Source organism: Acinetobacter legionensis (assembly GCF_048552295.1).
Lineage (GTDB): Bacteria > Pseudomonadota > Gammaproteobacteria > Pseudomonadales > Moraxellaceae > Acinetobacter.
The window spans coordinates 154,604-171,718 of sequence record NZ_JBIMCW010000003.1; the positions used below are offsets into that span (position 1 = coordinate 154,604).

Below are 17,115 nucleotides of genomic sequence, written 5' to 3' on the forward strand. Positions count from 1 at the left end.
AATTCGACTATGGCTACAATTCATGTCGATGGAAAATCGTATGAAGTCAATGGCTCGGAAAACTTGCTACAAGCATGTTTGAGTCTTGGCATCGACATCCCATATTTTTGTTGGCATCCAGCTTTAGGTTCTGTCGGTTCTTGCCGTCAATGTGCTGTTACTCAATATGCGAATCCAGAAGATACTCGTGGTCGCTTAGTAATGTCATGTATGACTCCTGCATCTGACAATACCTTTATTTCGATTGAAGACAAAGAAGCAAAAGATTTCCGTGAATCGATTGTGGAATTCTTAATGACCAACCACCCACACGACTGTCCAGTCTGTGAAGAGGGTGGTCACTGTCATTTACAAGATATGACAGTAATGACGCAACATGATCGTCGTCGTTATCGTTTTACCAAACGTACGCATCACAACCAAGAGTTGGGTTCTTTCATTGCACATGAGATGAACCGTTGTATCGCATGTTACCGTTGTGTTCGTTACTACAACGATTATGCCGGTGGTACAGACTTTGGTGTTTATGCCAATGCATCACGTGTCTACTTCGGTCGTCCAGAATCAGGCACTTTAGAGTCTGAGTTCTCTGGTAACTTGACTGAAGTGTGCCCAACAGGTGTATTTACCGATAAAACCCATTCGGCACGTTATAACCGTAAGTGGGACATGCAGTATGCGCCTAGCGTATGCCAAGGCTGTTCTTCTGGTTGTAACATCTCTCCGGGTGAGCGTTATGGCGAATTACGTCGTGTAGAAAACCGTTTCAATGGTGACGTTAACCAATATTTCCTTTGCGATAAAGGTCGTTTTGGTACGGGTTATGTGAACCGTGAAGATCGTCCACGTCAGCCGCAATTCCGTGCTGCAACAGAAGTTAAAACTGTTTCTGTTGATGTGGCACTGGATTCAGTGATTGAAAATGTTCAAGGCAAAAAAGTCTTGGGTATTGGTTCTCCACGTGCATCATTAGAATCAAACTATGCGTTGCGTGAGTTGGTTGGCCAAGAAAATTATTCAACAGGTCTTTCTCAAAAAGAACAGAACTTGGTTGAACTTGCTGCATCGATTATGCAAGCTGAGGGTGTTTATAACCCAAGTATGCGCGAAATCGAAAGCTATGATGCAGTCTTGATCTTGGGTGAAGATTTAACGCAAACTGCACCACGTATGGCACTGTCTGTTCGCCAAGCTGCGAAAAACAAAGCCAAACAAATGGCTGCAGACCGCCGTACCCAAGATTGGTTAGCTGAACCTGTAAAACGTATTGGTCAGGATGCAAATTCTCCAATCTATATCTTGGCTGCAACACAAACACGTTTGGCTGATATTGCTGAGGGTGAAGTTGTTGCTTCTCCAAACGATATTGCACGTTTAGGTTTTGCGATTGCTGCGGGTGTAAACGGTGATGCGATTCTTGGTTTAGATGATGATGCTAAAGCATTTGCACAAACCATTGCGGATACGTTAAAAGCTGCGAAAAAACCATTAATCATCTCGGGTACGAGCTTACAAGATGCTGCCATCATGGAAGCTGCTGCACAAGTTGCACAAAACCTAGGTGGAAATGCAGGCTTAACATTGACAGTTCCAGAAGTGAACTCAATGGGTATGGCTTTGTTTGGTGGTTTAAGCTTAGAACAAGCATTTGCTCAAGATTATGAGTCAATCATTATTGTTGAAAATGATTTGTTCCGCCGTTTACCTGCTGTACAAGTTCAGGCTGCTCTAGACAAAGCGCAAAGCGTGATTGTGCTTGATCACTCTGAAACTGAAACCGTAAAAGCAGCGGATGTTGTCTTGTCTGCTGCAAGCTTTGCAGAAGGCGATGGAACAGTGGTCAGCCAAGAAGGTCGTGCGCAACGCTTCTATCAAGTTTATGACCCAAGCTATTACAAACCAGAATATGCCATCAAAGAATCTTGGCGCTGGTTACATGCGATTGAAACGGGTGTGAAAGGTAAAGCGATCTCGTGGACATTGCTGGATGACGTAATTGAGTCTGTGGTCAAAAATGTTCCAGTTCTTGAAGCAATTCAAGATGTTGCACCTGATGCGGGTTACCGTGTTCATGGCTTGAAAATTGCCCGTGAACCACGTCGTTACTCTGGTCGTACTGCAATGCGTGCACCATTAAACGTACATGAGCCGAAACAACCTGTCGATGTCGATTCCGCATTAACATTCTCTATGGAAGGTTATGTTGGACCGCAAAATGCATCGTCATTGGTTCCATTTGCATGGGCACCGGGTTGGAACTCACCACAAGCTTGGAACAAATACCAAGATGAAGTGGGTGGTCATCTTAAAGGCGGTGATTCAGGCGTTCGTTTATTTGATCGCTTAGTAAAACGTCCTGCACGTAGCTATGTGGCGCCAACTGCGGTTGTGGCAAATCCAGAGAGTTTCCGTCTGGTTCCAATGCATCATATTTTCGCTTCAGGTGAATTTACGATTAAAACACCGGTGATGGAATCGCGTATTCCAGAAGCGACTTTTGCCGTGGGCGAGCAAGATGCAGCACGTTTAAATGTTCAAGATGGGCAACAACTGACAGTTAAAGCAGGCGAAACGACGATTAGTCTTCCTGTGCATGTGATTGAATATTTACCAACAGGTTATATCGGTTATCCAGTCGGCCAAGCACCAACAGTTTCACTTGCTGAACCTGTATCTGTAACGGTAGGAGTGTAATCATGAATGAATCTTTACGCGCACTACCGACATGGGCACAAGACTGGCCAATCGCTTATTCAGTGATTCAAGCCATCGTAATTTTGTTGGTTGTGGTTTTACTGGCCGCTTTGATGTCATTTATTGAACGTCGTTTGCTGGGCTTATGGCAAGACCGTTATGGACCAAACCGTGTTGGTCCTGGCGGGATGTTCCAGATCGTTGCCGACATGTTGAAAATCATGTTCAAAGAAGACTGGACACCAAAGTTTGTAGATAAGTTAACCTTCCGTTTAGCACCAGCAGTGGCAATGGCGACTGCAGTACTGTCATTCATGGTTATTCCTGTTTCACCTTACTTAGGTGTTTCAGACATGAGTATCGGTCTATTGTTTTTTATGGCAATGGCAGGTATTGCAGTATATGCGGTGTTATTTGGTGGTTGGGCATCCAACAACAAATATGCACTATTAGGTGGTCTACGTTCAGCAGCACAAACCATTTCTTATGAAGTCTTTTTAGGGATTTCATTGATGGGTGTGGTGGCAATTGCGGGTTCATTTAACTTGCGTGAAATCGTAGAAGCACAACGTGATGTATGGTTTGTGATTCCACAATTCATTGGTTTCATGATCTTCGTGGTTGCTGGGGTTGCGGTAACGCATCGTCATCCATTTGACCAACCAGAAGCTGAACAAGAATTGGCAGAAGGTTACCATGTCGAATATGGTGGTATGAAATGGGGGATGTTCTTCGTTGCTGAATACGTCAACATCATTCTAATTTCTGCACTGATCGTGACTTTATTCTTTGGCGGTTGGTTAGCACCATTTAATTTAAATATTCCATTCATTCCAGATGCGTTCTGGTTCATTGCGAAAACAGCATTCTTTGTAATGATGTTTGTCTTGGCACGTGGTTCTTTAATGCGTCCACGTTATGACCAAGTGATGAATTTTGGTTGGAAAGTGTGTTTACCACTTGCATTGGTCAACCTTTTGGTGACTGGTGCTGTGATTCTGATGAATCAGGCCTAGGACAGCAGGGAGTACAAAATGTATAAAATTCTAGCTGGCGTAGGATCAATTGTTCGTTCGTTGTGGATGGTGTTTAGCCATGTCACACGCAAACGCGATACGATTTTATATCCAGAAGTGCCAGCCGAACAAATCGTACCTCCACGCTATCGTGGTCGTATCGTATTAACACGTGACCCAGACGGTGAAGAGCGTTGTGTTGCGTGTAACTTATGTGCGGTTGCATGTCCTGTTGGTTGTATTTCATTGCAGAAAGCTGAAAAAGATGATGGACGTTGGTATCCAGAATTTTTCCGCATTAACTTCTCACGCTGCATTTTCTGCGGTATGTGTGAAGAAGCATGTCCAACAACTGCCATTCAGTTAACACCAGATTTTGAGTTAGGCGAATATGTCCGTCAGGATCTTGTTTATGAGAAAGAAAACTTACTCATTTCAGGACCAGGTAAATACCCAGACTACAATTTCTACCGTGTAAGTGGTATGGCAATTGATGGTAAAGAAAAAGGTCAAGCGCAACGTGAAAGTGCGCCTGTAGATGTACGGAGCTTATTACCATGATGTGGCCATTTTATTTAATGGCTCTTGTGGCCATTGTTTCGACGATTCGTGTTGTGACCAACACCAATCCAGTACATGCTTTATTAAGTTTGATCGTTTCTTTACTTGCTGTTGCAGGGATCTTCTTAATCATTGGTGCACCATTTGCAGCTGCACTTGAAGTGATTGTTTATGCGGGTGCGATCATGGTGTTGTTCGTATTCGTAGTAATGATGCTCAACCTTGGTCAACATACAGTTGATCAAGAGCGTAAATGGTTGACTTCAGATGCTTGGGCTTATCCAGCACTCATGAGCTTCTTAATCGGCTTATGTTTGGTTTGGGTATTAGGTTCAGACTACACGCAATCTGGTGCAGTACTTGGAACTCAAGTGATTGGACCTAAAGCAATTGGTCAAGCACTCTTTACCCACTATTTATTATTGGTTGAAGTTGCCGCAATGTTATTGCTTGCAGCATTGGTTGCAGCATTCCACTTAGGCAAACGTGAACCGAGTGCAGCAGAGGATAAACAGTAATGGGCAACATTCCTTTAGAACATGGTTTGATCGTCGCAACTATCCTTTTTGCACTGGGTTTTTACGGTGTAATGGTGCGACGCAACCTATTATTTATGTTAATGAGCCTTGAGATCATGATGAATGCAGCAGCATTGGCATTCGTTGTGGCAGGAAGTGCATGGGCACAACCTGATGGTCAAATTATGTTTATTTTGATCCTCACACTTGCTGCGGCAGAGGCTTGTATCGGTCTAGCGATCGTCCTCCAGTTCTATCATCGCTTCCATCATCTGGATGTAGATGCTGCTAGTGAGATGCGCGGATGAGTTATTTATATTTAACGATTTTATTTCCGCTGATTGGCTTTGCACTTTTAGCGGCAGGACGTAATAAACTTCCTGAAAATGTAGCAGCAATTATTGGTGCGGGTTCTGTTGGCCTTTCTGCTTTATTTGCATTGATTGCAGGCATGGACTTTGTTAAGCAGGGTTCAGTTGCGCAAGCACAGCATTTATGGACTTGGTTCAATGTAGGCGGTTTTGCACCGGGTGTAAGTTTGCATCTTGACGGCTTGTCATTATTAATGATGGGCATGGTGACAGGTGTAGGTTTCCTGATTCACATCTTTGCAACTTGGTACATGCGTGGTGAAGAAGACTTCGCACGTTTCTTCTCATACTTCAACTTATTCGTTGCAAGCATGTTGGTGCTTGTATTGGGTGACAACTTAGCGTTGTTATTCTTAGGTTGGGAAGGCGTAGGTCTGTGTTCTTACCTGTTGATTGGTTATTACTACCAAAACCCTGCAAATGGTTTTGCGGCAATTAAAGCATTTACAGTAACGCGTGTTGGTGATGTATTCTTACTGATCGCATTGTTCTTGCTTTACCAACAATTTGGTACTTTACACATCGGCACGATTGTTGCCAATGCTTCACAAGTTCTGGCACTTGATCATAACTTGGCATTGATCACGTCATTGATGTTGTTCTTGGGTGCAGCTGGTAAATCTGCGCAAATCCCATTACAAACATGGTTGGCAGATGCAATGGCTGGTCCGACACCAGTATCTGCATTGATCCATGCTGCAACAATGGTTACCGCTGGTATCTACTTATGTTGCCGTATGTTCTCTGTATTTGAAATGACACCAGAAGTGATGCAGTTCATTTCGATTACAGGTGCTGTAACATTGTTGGTTGCTGGCTTTGCGGCTTTGGTTCAAACAGATATCAAACGTATTCTGGCTTACTCTACCATGAGTCAGCTCGGTTATATGTTTATGGCTGTGGGTGCAGAAGCGTATCAAGCAGGTCTGTTCCATATGCTTGCACATGCATTCTTTAAGGCATTATTGTTCTTGTCTTCGGGTGCAGTGATCTTGGCTTACCATCATGAACAAAACATCTTTAAAATGGGTGGCTTGTTCTACAAAAACAAATTCTTATTTGCTTGCTTCGCGATTGGTGGTGGTGCACTTGCTGCAATTCCATTTATTACGATCGGCTTCTTCTCTAAAGATGCAATCTTGGGTGCTGTTTGGGCGCAAGGTCAATCTGTGGCATTGTATAACTCATTGTATTGGGTGGGTGTTGCGGGTGCATTCTTAACTTCGATTTATACATTCCGTTTAATTTGGGTTGTATTCTTTGGTGAAGAAAAAACACATTATCACGAAATCAAAGGTGCAACGTATTGGGCGCCTTTAGGTATCTTGGCTGTTCTTTCAACAGGTTTGGCTTACTTCTTAAAAGCGCCAGTGATGAACATTTTAAATGCAGCACATATCCCAGCATTTGAAGTTTCTCAAGCGATTGAAGAAGGGATGCATGGTGCAGAACACCTTGCAGTCGGTATCGCATTGGTCGGTTTAGCTGTAGGTGTGGTGTTATTTGCTTTCGCTTATAAAGCGGTGCAAGGTTTTGCAGCCACTTCATTTGGTGCTGGACTTGCAAATATCTGCCGTAATGCATTTGGTTTCGATTCTTTATACAACCTTGTATTTGTTCAACCTTATTTACTCATTGCGAAAATTTTAGGTCGTGACCCAGTTGATGGTTTATGGCTGTTATTACCTGCAATCGTAAATAGTGGAAATAAATTTACAAGTACCCGTCAAACAGGTTCATTACGTGAATATGCATCAAGTATGTCACTCGGTGTGGTGGTATTGCTGATGATCTTGATCGTGATTCAGGTAGTGGGGAAATAAGATGGAAATCACAAACAATTGGATTTTACCCGCACTGATTCTTGTACCTTTTATTGCAGGTTTCGTGTGTTGGTTGGTCGATAAACTTGATAAACATTTGCCACGTTATATCGCATTAGTCGGTATGCTCGTTACATTGGGCTTAACACTGATTTTGTGGAAACAAGGTGGCTTTAGCTATGAGTTGGGGGCGAAGACTCCAACTTGGGCAGCAGAATTTTATTTACCTTGGATTAAATCACTCGGTATTAACATTCATTTGGCTGTAGATGGTCTTTCATTGCTGATGGTGGGCTTGACTGCATTACTGGGTGTACTTGCAGTGGGCTGTTCATGGGGTGAAATTCAAAAGAATGTCGGCTTCTTCCATTTAAACCTTTTATGGTCTTTGGGTGGGGTAATCGGGGTTTTCCTTGCAATTGATATGTTCTTGTTCTTCTTCTTCTGGGAGATGATGCTGGTCCCTATCTACTTCTTGATCGCACTTTGGGGTCATAAAGGCGCAGACGGTAAATCACGTGTTTATGCTGCAACCAAGTTCTTTATCTACACCCAAGTCGCTGGCTTAATCATGCTCATCGGGATCTTAGGCTTAGTGGTCTATGGTTCTCAGATGTCAGGTACGATTAGCTTCGACTATAACTACTTACTTGCTGTTGCAAATACTTTAGATGCTCAGGCACCACATATTGCCTATGCGTTGATGATCTGTTTCTTTATTGGTTTTGCAGTCAAGTTGCCAGTATTCCCATTACACGGTTGGTTACCAGATGCCCATGCACAAGCACCTACAGCAGGTTCTGTAGACTTAGCGGGGATCTTGATTAAAACTGCTGCGTACGGTTTATTGCGCTTTGTATTGCCATTCTTCCCAGCAGCATCTGCACAATTTGCCGATATTGCGATTATTTTAGGTTTGATTGGTATTTTCTACGGCGCTTGGTGTGCTTTCCAGCAAACAGATATGAAACGCCTGCTTGCTTATACTTCTATTTCGCATATGGGTTTCGTATTACTTGCACTTTATGCCGGTAATATTCTGACATTCCAAGGCTTAATGATCATGATGTTGGCACATGGCTTGTCATCTGCTGCATTGTTCATTATGTGTGGTCAAGTGTATGAACGCTTACATACCCGTGACTTACGTTTGATGGGTGGTATTCGTGGTCAATTCCAGTATTTACCATTCTTCTTGATGTTCTTTGTCTCTGCACTTGTGGGCATTCCAGGTTTAGGTAACTTTATTGGTGAATTCCTGATCTTGATGGGTTCATTCGCTAAGTTCCCTACATTTACCATCATTGCTGCTATTAGCTTGGTCTTTGCTGGTCTTTATGGCTTGATTCTGATCCACAAAGCTTTATTTGGTACGCCAAATGAAGAACAGAAAAAGCATTATGAAAGTCCATTAAAAGACTTGAATGTACGTGAAACAGTAATTCTATTGATCTGTGCATTTGGCTTATTATGGTTAGGTGTATATCCACAAAGCTTCCTTGATATTTCTCACTCAAGTATGGCGTGGTTATCAAATAGCTATATTCCAGTTCAAGAAGTTGTTGATGCGGCACAACAAGTCGTATCTCAACAAAATGTGGAGATCCAATAGTCATGAACTTCACTATGTCATTTTCGGGTCTCATGCCTTTAGCACCAGTTTTTATTGTTGCTTTAACCGCTGTAGTGGTGATGATCCTAACCTCGATCAAGCGTAATCATAATTTGATTGCAACTGCATCGGTGGTGGGTTTAAACCTTGCTGCAATTGATATTTTATTCATGATGTTTGGTGGTTCATTTGCACCATCAAATGTGATGAACATGTTTGTGGTTGATCCATTTACATTGTTTTATCAATTTATTGCAGTAGTTGCTGCACTCGCATGCTGTACGTTATCTCACGCTTATATTGAAACGTATAAAGATAATCGTGAAGAGCTTTATATCTTGATGTTGATCTCTGTAACAGGGGCAATGTTAATGGTGGCAAGTTCTCACTATGCGTCGTTCTTTATTAGTTTGGAGCTTTTGTCAATTCCTGTGTATGGCTTATTGGCATATACGCATCAGCGTGGAAAATCGCTAGAAGCTGGCGTAAAGTATTTGGTACTTTCTGCAACCGCTTCAGCAATTTTGTTGATGGGTATGGCATACGTTTATGCTTATACAGGTACATTGTCATTTACTGACTTCCCAGGTTTGTATGGAAATCAGTTAGCACAAGTGCAACAAATTGCATCTTTGGCTGACTTTATTGAACAGTTAAAAGGTTTCCTTGCTCAACCAATGATTTTGTTGGGTTCAGGATTAATCGTGATTGCGATTGCGTTTAAATTATCATTGGCGCCATTTCATAAATGGACACCAGATGTTTATCAAGGTGCGCCTGCGCCAATCGCTACTTATCTTGCAACTGTTGCTAAAGTCGCAACGATTGGTTTATTAGTACGCTTTATTTTAAGTTCAGGTTTCATTCTTGTACCGTCTATCGTGACTGTATTAACAGTGATCGCTGTGCTTTCGATTTTAGTCGGGAACTTCCTTGCATTACGCCAAGTCAACTTAAAACGAATTTTAGGTTATTCATCAATCGCCCATTTTGGTTATTTATTGATTGCTTTGATTAGTTTAGGTTATGCAAGTTTAGGCAGCGTAAGTGTCTATGTGGTGACTTATACCTTAACTACGATTGGTGCTTTTGGTGCTGTCGCGTTAATGTCGAGCCCATATAACAATGTTGATGAAGCTGAGTCTCTTGCGGATTACCGTGGTTTATTCTGGCGTCGTCCAGTACTGACTGCGACATTAACAGTGATGATGCTTTCTCTTGCAGGGATTCCATTAACCGCTGGTTTCATTGGTAAGTTTATGGTGGTGATTGCTGCTGTAACCACAGAACATTGGTTCTTGGCTGCTATGGTAGTGGTGGGTAGTGGTATTGGTTTGTATTACTACTTACGTGTGATGATCGTGATGTATATGACGCCACCAGATAATCCTCGTATTGATGCTGTTGATCACTGGGGACAAAAAGTGGGTGGTCTTATGGTGCTCGGTGCTGCTGCTTTGGTATTGATCATTGGTGTTTATCCAGATCCAATCATCAGCTTGGCGTTGAAATCAGAAATTTTATCTCCTTTACATTTCTTGATGAGCCAGCAACACTAATCGCAATAAAATCCTGCTATTAACAAAAAAAGCCCTCATTCATTGAGGGCTTTTCTTATCTCAGATATAAAAAACATTTATAATAATGGAAATTTACTTTTATCCTTTTAGGTGTCCTCCCGTGTCTATTCAAGAAATTCGTCATCCACTTATTCGTCATAAATTAGGTTTATTACGCCGTGCTGACATTAGTACTAAGAATTTCCGTGAACTTGCTCAAGAAGTAACTATGCTTTTAACTTATGAAGCAACCAAAGATTTACCTGTGTGTGATCACGAAATTGATGGTTGGAACGGTAAAGTCACAGTGGACAGAATTGCGGGTAAAAAAATCACTGTAGTGCCAATTTTACGTGCTGGTATTGGCATGTTAGAAGGTTTTTTAAATCTTATTCCAAGTGCAAAAGTTTCAGTTCTCGGTTTAGAACGGGATGAAGAAACCTTGGAAGCACGTACTTATTATAAAAAATTGGTTCCAGATGTACAAAATCGTTTAGCTATGATTATTGACCCGATGTTGGCAACTGGTTCATCTTTGGTTGCTGCGATTGATGTGTTGAAAGCAAGTGGTTGTAAAGATATCCGTGTTATGGTGTTAGTTGCAGCACCTGAAGGCATTAAACGTGTGGAAGCAGCTCACCCAGATGTGACGATTTTTACTGCTTCAATTGATCAAGGTTTAAATGAACAGGGATATATCGTGCCAGGTCTAGGAGATGCTGGTGATAAAATTTTTGGCAGTGTGCAAAAAGATTAAAATTTAGTATGATCAAAGGAGGCTATAGGGGCCTCCTTTTTTAATTATAAGAGAATAAAAAATGTTCAGAAAAGGGACAGTAACCTTTTTCGATAATGATTTAGGGCAAGGTCTAATTGAATTAAATGATAATCATCAACAAGTTGTTTTTAAATTAGAAGATTTTTCAAATCAATCCATTCTTCCCCAAATTGGCGAGCGGATTAAGTGTGTTGTTTTAGAACAATATGGTGCAACCTTAGCTAAATTTATTGTGCGGTTTGATTATAAAAATTATGAGAACGATCAAAATAAGTTACCTAATACGCGTCTCCATTCAGAAAATGGCTATGAACAAATTACAACTATTCGAAAAGCGCTTAAAAAGAGAAGGTTGGTAGCTGATAACGATTTAGCTAATATCAAAACACAAACTCAAACAGAGCAATTGGTTTCAGTAGAAGCTATTCCAGCTATTGACTTAGTTGTAGAGGAGCAACAAGTAATCTTTGTCGAGCCCATACAAACTCTAATTAGTAATCCTATGATAGAAGAAGGTAGCATAAATTTATACCAAAACAATCAAATTGAGCCTGTAGCGCAAACACAAGTTGACCTTTCTATTAAAGTTATCCAAAATACTGAATCCCAAGACGAAATTCATACAGTTAATAACATTAAAACCACTGAAGGAATTTGTGAGGTTATGCTTTCTGATTTGGGAGAGGCGTATCAAAATATTGAAATTGCGGGGGGACTCTAAGAAACAAGAGTTGGTTAAGCCTGTAGAGATGTTGGTAGAGGGGCAATGTTTTAAAGAACAAGATTTATATTTTGATAGGCAAATGAATCAGCAGTTGCTTGAAAAAAATATGCGTTTAAATGCGATCCAAAATTTAATTCAAAAGTTAAAAGTTAAATTTTTATACTCAAAACGCAAACAGCCTATAAAGAAAATTAGACTTGAAAAACGTCTAGCATTGAATTCTTGGGTGGTGACCGTTGCTGTAGTGATATTCATTGGGGTAAGTTCTGTAATGTATGCAAAAGATCGTTATAGGCAGTACAAAATCGAAACTGAAATGAGATTTCAACAATATCAACAACAACAAAAGGACAAGATTAAACAGCAAAAACGCAAGGCATATTCACACTAAACATCTGAAACGAGTTGAATTTATTGTGGTTCAAACTTATTTTAAAAGAGAAGTTTTATGTTTTATTTGGGGCAAATCATTGAATATCATCATGATAAAGGTTACGGACTTTTATTGGATCATAATTCAGCGCAATCTGTCGTATTCTACATCGCTGATTTTCCAAAACTAGGTGGTCAACCGAAAAAAGGGGAAACTATAAAGTATGTAATTATCAATGAGCAAGGAACATTAAAAGCACATCAAATGATTCGTTTGGATGTAGCGATGAGTAATGAATTAAAAAATAAAAACATCAATATTGATAAGCAAAAAAATATATTAAGACGAAGTAAAAGTGAAGGACAGAAATTTGGTTTTATGTCTGTGGTAATTTTAGTGATTGTTTTTGGCTTCGTTTATTTTAGTTTTGCGACATGGAATCAATACCAAACCTATCAGGATGAACAGCATAATAAACTTACCTTGTTAGAACACCAGCAGCAACAAATTATTGAGCAACAACGCAAAGAAACTGGTTATGTCAAACCAGTAAAGTTTAGTGAAAAATCGCAAAATGCTTTAATAAATGGTGATCATAACCTAGTAAGGACTGAACATGCTCAGGTAACAGTGCAATCTAACGCAACTGTAGCGACATCATCAATGGTAAAATCGCCTTATCAATGTGATGGTCGGACACATTGCAGTCAAATGACATCCTATGATGAAGCTGTATTTTTTATTAAAAATTGTCCTAATACGCAAATGGATGGCGATCATGATGGTCAGCCATGCGAAAGACAATTTGGTAAATAACTTTATTAAGCTAAAAATTATATAAAAGCTCCAAGAGGAGCTTTAGTTTTATCCGTGTTCACAGAATTTTAAGAAGGCTCTTAAACCAGGACCTTGGTACTTTTGACGATGTACAAGCATGTACAAAGGACGTGCAAGTTGCCAAAAAGGAGTCTTTAAAATTACCAATTGCCCTTTGTCCAGCAAAGGCTGAATGGCTAATTTAGAAATACATGACATTCCTAAACCACCTGCGACAATTTTTAAAATCGCTTCATTATGACCCAAAGTTAAGCGGATATTGGCATCTTCTAGGTCTTTTAGAATGGCATTGTCAAAAACTTCACGTGTGCCAGAACCTTCTTCACGCAAAATCCATTCAACATGTTGAAAGTCAGACTGTTTTAATTCACGATGTAAATTTGCAAGTGGATGATTAGGTGAACAACATACCGCAAGTTCGTCATCTCGCCAGTGAATACATTGAAGTTGTGGTAAGAAGCATGAACCTTCAATCAATGCTAAATCCAGTTGGAATTGGTTGACGGCTTCAATCATTTGGCGGGTATTGCCAACTTGGAGTTGCAAATGTGCTTGAGGTTGAACTTGTAAAAAGTTTGCCATTAAGTCGGGCATTAAATAATCACTGATAGTCAGTGTTGCACCAATGCGTAAATCAATACTTTGTAATTCGCCTTTGGCTGCTTGTTCAAAAGCTTCACAGCGGCCTAAAATTTCTAAAGCTTGGGGAAGTAAGAAGCGACCAAGATCATTGAGCTGTAAGCGCTTACCAAGACGATCGAAAAGGGGGGCTCCCAGCCCATCTTCTAAATCTGCCAAAGCCATACTTGCCGCACTTTGAGTCAACCGAACCGCATCACTTGCTTTAGTCACGGTGCCTTCTTGAGCGACAGCAACAAAAACCGCCAACTGGCGTAAAGTCATTCGCATAAGTAGAGCCTTAACATTTTAATATTCATAGATTATATAGTCATGCTACCATGAGGACTATGTTTCATGCCACGAAGAAATCATGTCAATTGAAAAATTTAGCATAGAAAAGGTTTTGTCTGTTCAGCGTTGGACCAATACACTTTTCAGTTTCACCATGACTCGACCTGCTCATTTTAAGTTTACCGCTGGGCAATTTGCTCGCATTGGTTTAAAAGTGGGTGATGAATTGGTGGTAAGGGCATATTCCGTGGTTTCATCCCCGTTTGATGAAACACTCGAATTTTTTTCAATCGTTGTTCCTGATGGTGCATTTACCTCCAATTTACAGCATTTACAAGTCGGTGATGAGCTTTATTTGGAAAAAATCCCCTATGGATTCTTAACTTTAGCACGTTATCAATTGCCGTTGCCTAAAGATTTGTGGTTGTTGGCAACGGGCACAGGTTTAGCGCCTTTTATTTCGATGCTACAAGATTTTGAAACTTGGTCAAAGTACGAAAAAATCAACTTGGTGTATAGCGTAAGAACTGAATCTGAATTGGCTTATGTCGATCGGATCCAAGAGATTGCCCAGCTTTTTGGGGAGGGACATACAGGTTTTAAATTTATCCCGATTGTTACGCGTGATCCCAATGCCACCTTGCATGATCGCTTACCAATTTTGATTGAAAATGGTGAATTGGAAAAAGCCGCTGATTTAAAATTCAATACAGATACCACTCATGTCATGCTATGTGGAAACCCACAAATGGTGGATGACACCAAAGCCGCATTAAAATCCCGTGGTTTAACGATGAATCGTCGGGGTGAAGGTAATATTGCTGTAGAGAATTATTGGTAAATCACTTGTCGGCATCAGCAATTTTATCAATCGTTTTCGATGAGAGAAGCGACTAAGCGTCTTCTCTTTGATTGTTTCATGCCAGAACCTAACACTTTTTAGCTAAAAGATGATTACTGAGTGAGAGGTGTATATGCAGTTAATCGCTCGGTTGAATAAGCTGTTGAATCAACATGTGTATCTTGATTGAGCATCAATTGTCTTAATAACTGTGCAGAAGCAGGCCCCATACATAAGCCATTACGGTAATGTCCAAAATTTGCCCATAAATTGTTCAGTTTAGGCATTTTTCCTATATATGGAATGCCTGTCGGTGAACTGGGACGTAATCCTGCCCATTGCTTAACAATAGGGAAGTTTGTCAATTCAGGGACCATCTCGATACAGGCTTTATAAATATTTTGCTGTGTTTGTACATTTGGACGCTTATCAAACCCGATATTGTCCATGCTTGAACCACATACGATATGACCATCTAGGCGTGGGATCAAATACATGACATTGTTCATACACATGGTGGGTAGCCAGTTTTCAGGGGTTTTAAATAACATCATTTGTCCTTGAACTGGCTCTACTGGGATCGAAAGCTGTAATTGTTCTGCCCAGCAATTTGACCATGCGCCTGTGGTAATCACAAATTGATCTGCGAAAAAACGTCGCCCATTGGTACTTTCAACAGACTGAATTTTTTGATTTTGAATATTAAATTTTTCGATCCATGTATTTTCATACACTTCAACTTGAGGGTGTTGTTTGAGATAGCTGATCAGTGATTTAAGAAGTCTTGGATTTCTAACATTGGCTAAATGTGGAAAATAAATTGCATGTTGAAATTGTGCTGAAATATGTGGGTTGATGGTTTCAAGCTGCTCTCTTTGCAGGTATTCACAATGCTGCATCGGTTCTTGATGTTGGTCTTTATAACCGAGTCCAAGCTCAAAATCTGCTTCGTCAAAAATTAGCATTCCAGTTTCATGGATTTGAAAGTCTATCCCTGTTTTAGGCTGTAGTTTCTCATTCCATTGTTGGTAAAGTTGTTTGCCATGTTGTGCCAGATGATTGACTTCATTTGGATATCTCCATGGATACATGGGTGACAAAATACCGCCACCCGCCCATGAAGCAGCATGTCCAGCATGTTGTTGATCGAACAGAGTGATGGTGCAACCTTGTTCAACAAGTTCAAGCGCGCTGAGTAAGCCACTTACTCCTGCACCGATAATGGCGATATGCATTGTGTATTCTGTACCAATTTAGAATTTTAATCCCCACCTACAAAAGCAATACTGCTTATCTTTTGAAAGAGGGGACTTTCCTTCCACGACCGAATCAGTAATGGACACTTCCCTTTCTAAAAGGTAAGGAACAATGAATTCAGTAAGGAAGGAATGTTTTACTTCATCTCTTTTAATTGACGTGCTGCATCTTCTGCATAATAGGTCCAAATACCATCTGCACCTGCACGACGGAAGCACATCAATGATTCCATGATCACGCTTTCTGATAACCAGCCATTTTGGATGGCTGCAGCAAGCATGGCATATTCACCACTGACTTGATAAACAAAGGTTGGGACACCAAAGGTATCTTTAACTTCACGTACCACATCCAAATATGGCATACCTGGTTTAACAATCACCATGTCTGCGCCTTCTTGAATATCGAGGGCGATTTCATGCAGTGCTTCAGCACGATTACCGACATCCATTTGGTAGTTATACTTATTACCACCTTTTAGGTTGGATGATGAGCCAACTGCATCGCGGAAAGGACCGTAGAAACTAGACGCGTATTTTGCAGAGTACGCCATGATACTGGTATAAATAAAATCGTTACTTTCTAAAGCTTGGCGGATTGCACCAATACGGCCGTCCATCATGTCACTTGGCGCGATCACATCTGCACCTGCTTCAGCATGGCTTAAGGCTTGTTTGATCAGGCATTGGACTGTTTCATCATTTAACACATAACCTGTATTGTCAATAATACCGTCCTGACCATGGGTGGTATAAGGATCTAATGCACCATCGGTGATGAGCACCATCTCAGGCAGTTCTTTTTTTAGCAAACGTAAAGTATTTTGAACTAAACCGTCTTCATGCCACGCTGCTTCTGCTGTTAAACTTTTGTCTTGTTGTGGTGTAACGGGGAATAAGGCAAGTTTTGATACACCAAGTTCTAATAGTGTTTCTGCTTTTTTCAACAATAAGTCTGCTGACAATCGTTGAACATTTGGCATACTTGGTACATCTTGGCTTTGGTTTTGTCCCGGAAGCACAAATACTGGATAAATGAGATGATCTGCTGTGAGTTGAGTCTCTCTTACCATTGCTCGAAGCTTATCGTTTTTACGGATACGGCGCATACGTGTAGCTGGAAAAGCAGGACGATTGAACGTATAAGTCATAACAATCTCGATGTTCAGTATTAAACTAGGCATATATTGTAGCCCTTTCATATATTTTTTGGGAAAAAGCTGAAAATTTTTCTCAATAT

Annotated in this window: 16 protein-coding genes; 13 read left to right on the forward strand and 3 right to left on the reverse strand. The window is 40.7% G+C overall.

Annotated features, from left to right (window positions below; genetic code table 11):
* Positions 1-9: 9 nt before the first annotated feature.
* From nuoG to ACG916_RS03880, 12 genes are all read left to right on the forward strand, one after another.
* On the forward strand, positions 10-2,694 hold the full coding sequence (gene nuoG, locus ACG916_RS03825) for an NADH-quinone oxidoreductase subunit NuoG (protein ID WP_004819329.1): 2,685 nt from the start codon (positions 10-12) through the stop codon (positions 2,692-2,694).
* A gap of 2 nt (positions 2,695-2,696) precedes the next feature.
* Entirely contained in the window at positions 2,697-3,710 is a 1,014-nt protein-coding gene (gene nuoH / locus ACG916_RS03830; RefSeq protein ID WP_336952951.1) for an NADH-quinone oxidoreductase subunit NuoH, read from the forward strand.
* An 18-nt stretch (positions 3,711-3,728) separates the two neighbouring features.
* Entirely contained in the window at positions 3,729-4,271 is a 543-nt protein-coding gene (nuoI, locus tag ACG916_RS03835; RefSeq protein ID WP_004722835.1) for an NADH-quinone oxidoreductase subunit NuoI, read from the forward strand.
* Positions 4,271-4,789, forward strand: a complete 519-nt coding sequence (nuoJ, locus tag ACG916_RS03840; protein WP_336952992.1) for an NADH-quinone oxidoreductase subunit J — start codon at positions 4,271-4,273, stop codon at positions 4,787-4,789. Before nuoI ends, nuoJ begins: the two co-directional genes overlap by 1 nt.
* Positions 4,789-5,097 (forward strand): NADH-quinone oxidoreductase subunit NuoK, encoded by a 309-nt coding sequence (gene nuoK, locus ACG916_RS03845; protein ID WP_004722831.1) that lies wholly within the window; start codon positions 4,789-4,791, stop codon positions 5,095-5,097. The genes nuoJ and nuoK overlap by 1 nt, the downstream gene beginning before the upstream one ends.
* Positions 5,094-6,983, forward strand: a complete 1,890-nt coding sequence (gene nuoL, locus ACG916_RS03850; RefSeq protein WP_336952950.1) for an NADH-quinone oxidoreductase subunit L — start codon at positions 5,094-5,096, stop codon at positions 6,981-6,983. The genes nuoK and nuoL overlap by 4 nt, the downstream gene beginning before the upstream one ends.
* Before the next feature lie 7 nt (positions 6,984-6,990).
* The gene (nuoM, locus tag ACG916_RS03855; RefSeq protein ID WP_336952990.1) at positions 6,991-8,595 is read left to right on the forward strand and encodes an NADH-quinone oxidoreductase subunit M; all 1,605 of its coding nucleotides are present in this window, start codon (positions 6,991-6,993) and stop codon (positions 8,593-8,595) included.
* 2 nt (positions 8,596-8,597) lie between these two features.
* Positions 8,598-10,154: an NADH-quinone oxidoreductase subunit NuoN gene (gene nuoN / locus ACG916_RS03860; RefSeq protein WP_336952948.1), complete on the forward strand. Its 1,557-nt coding sequence runs from the start codon at positions 8,598-8,600 to the stop codon at positions 10,152-10,154.
* A 121-nt stretch (positions 10,155-10,275) separates the two neighbouring features.
* Positions 10,276-10,911, forward strand: a complete 636-nt coding sequence (upp, locus tag ACG916_RS03865; protein WP_004722821.1) for a uracil phosphoribosyltransferase — start codon at positions 10,276-10,278, stop codon at positions 10,909-10,911.
* 61 nt (positions 10,912-10,972) lie between these two features.
* On the forward strand, positions 10,973-11,653 hold the full coding sequence (locus ACG916_RS03870; protein WP_419327553.1) for a hypothetical protein: 681 nt from the start codon (positions 10,973-10,975) through the stop codon (positions 11,651-11,653).
* Entirely contained in the window at positions 11,631-12,047 is a 417-nt protein-coding gene (locus tag ACG916_RS03875) for a hypothetical protein (RefSeq protein ID WP_419327554.1), read from the forward strand. Before ACG916_RS03870 ends, ACG916_RS03875 begins: the two co-directional genes overlap by 23 nt.
* A 57-nt stretch (positions 12,048-12,104) precedes the next feature.
* Positions 12,105-12,845, forward strand: a complete 741-nt coding sequence (locus ACG916_RS03880; protein WP_419330049.1) for an excalibur calcium-binding domain-containing protein — start codon at positions 12,105-12,107, stop codon at positions 12,843-12,845.
* Between the two features lie 48 nt (positions 12,846-12,893).
* On the opposite strand, the gene gigC is transcribed toward ACG916_RS03880, so the two are convergent.
* Positions 12,894-13,775, reverse strand: coding sequence for a LysR family transcriptional regulator GigC (gigC, locus tag ACG916_RS03885; protein WP_336952945.1), 882 nt, complete (start codon positions 13,773-13,775; stop codon positions 12,894-12,896).
* Between the two features lie 82 nt (positions 13,776-13,857).
* Here gigC and ACG916_RS03890 point away from each other — a divergent pair, with 82 nt between their 5' ends.
* Positions 13,858-14,619, forward strand: coding sequence for a ferredoxin--NADP reductase (locus ACG916_RS03890; RefSeq protein ID WP_419327555.1), 762 nt, complete (start codon positions 13,858-13,860; stop codon positions 14,617-14,619).
* Positions 14,620-14,732: 113 nt separating this feature from the next.
* Here the strand turns inward: ACG916_RS03890 and thiO are convergent, their stop codons facing one another.
* Complete coding sequence (gene thiO, locus ACG916_RS03895; protein ID WP_419327556.1) at positions 14,733-15,854, reverse strand: glycine oxidase ThiO; 1,122 nt, start codon at positions 15,852-15,854, stop codon at positions 14,733-14,735.
* Between the two features lie 158 nt (positions 15,855-16,012).
* Complete coding sequence (gene hemB / locus ACG916_RS03900; protein ID WP_171500326.1) at positions 16,013-17,026, reverse strand: porphobilinogen synthase; 1,014 nt, start codon at positions 17,024-17,026, stop codon at positions 16,013-16,015.
* Between the last annotated feature and the right edge of the window lie 89 nt (positions 17,027-17,115).

Coding starts and splice junctions, on each gene's coding strand:
- nuoI (WP_004722835.1), top strand. CDS start 3,729: ATGTATAAAATTCTAGCTGGCGTAGGATCAATTGTTCGTTCGTTGTGG.
- nuoG (WP_004819329.1), top strand. CDS start 10: ATGGCTACAATTCATGTCGATGGAAAATCGTATGAAGTCAATGGCTCG.
- gigC (WP_336952945.1), bottom strand. CDS start 13,775: ATGCGAATGACTTTACGCCAGTTGGCGGTTTTTGTTGCTGTCGCTCAA.
- nuoJ (WP_336952992.1), top strand. CDS start 4,271: ATGTGGCCATTTTATTTAATGGCTCTTGTGGCCATTGTTTCGACGATT.
- ACG916_RS03890 (WP_419327555.1), top strand. CDS start 13,858: ATGTCAATTGAAAAATTTAGCATAGAAAAGGTTTTGTCTGTTCAGCGT.
- ACG916_RS03880 (WP_419330049.1), top strand. CDS start 12,105: ATGTTTTATTTGGGGCAAATCATTGAATATCATCATGATAAAGGTTAC.
- hemB (WP_171500326.1), bottom strand. CDS start 17,026: ATGACTTATACGTTCAATCGTCCTGCTTTTCCAGCTACACGTATGCGC.
- nuoL (WP_336952950.1), top strand. CDS start 5,094: ATGAGTTATTTATATTTAACGATTTTATTTCCGCTGATTGGCTTTGCA.
- nuoN (WP_336952948.1), top strand. CDS start 8,598: ATGAACTTCACTATGTCATTTTCGGGTCTCATGCCTTTAGCACCAGTT.
- ACG916_RS03870 (WP_419327553.1), top strand. CDS start 10,973: ATGTTCAGAAAAGGGACAGTAACCTTTTTCGATAATGATTTAGGGCAA.
- nuoK (WP_004722831.1), top strand. CDS start 4,789: ATGGGCAACATTCCTTTAGAACATGGTTTGATCGTCGCAACTATCCTT.
- nuoH (WP_336952951.1), top strand. CDS start 2,697: ATGAATGAATCTTTACGCGCACTACCGACATGGGCACAAGACTGGCCA.
- thiO (WP_419327556.1), bottom strand. CDS start 15,854: ATGCATATCGCCATTATCGGTGCAGGAGTAAGTGGCTTACTCAGCGCG.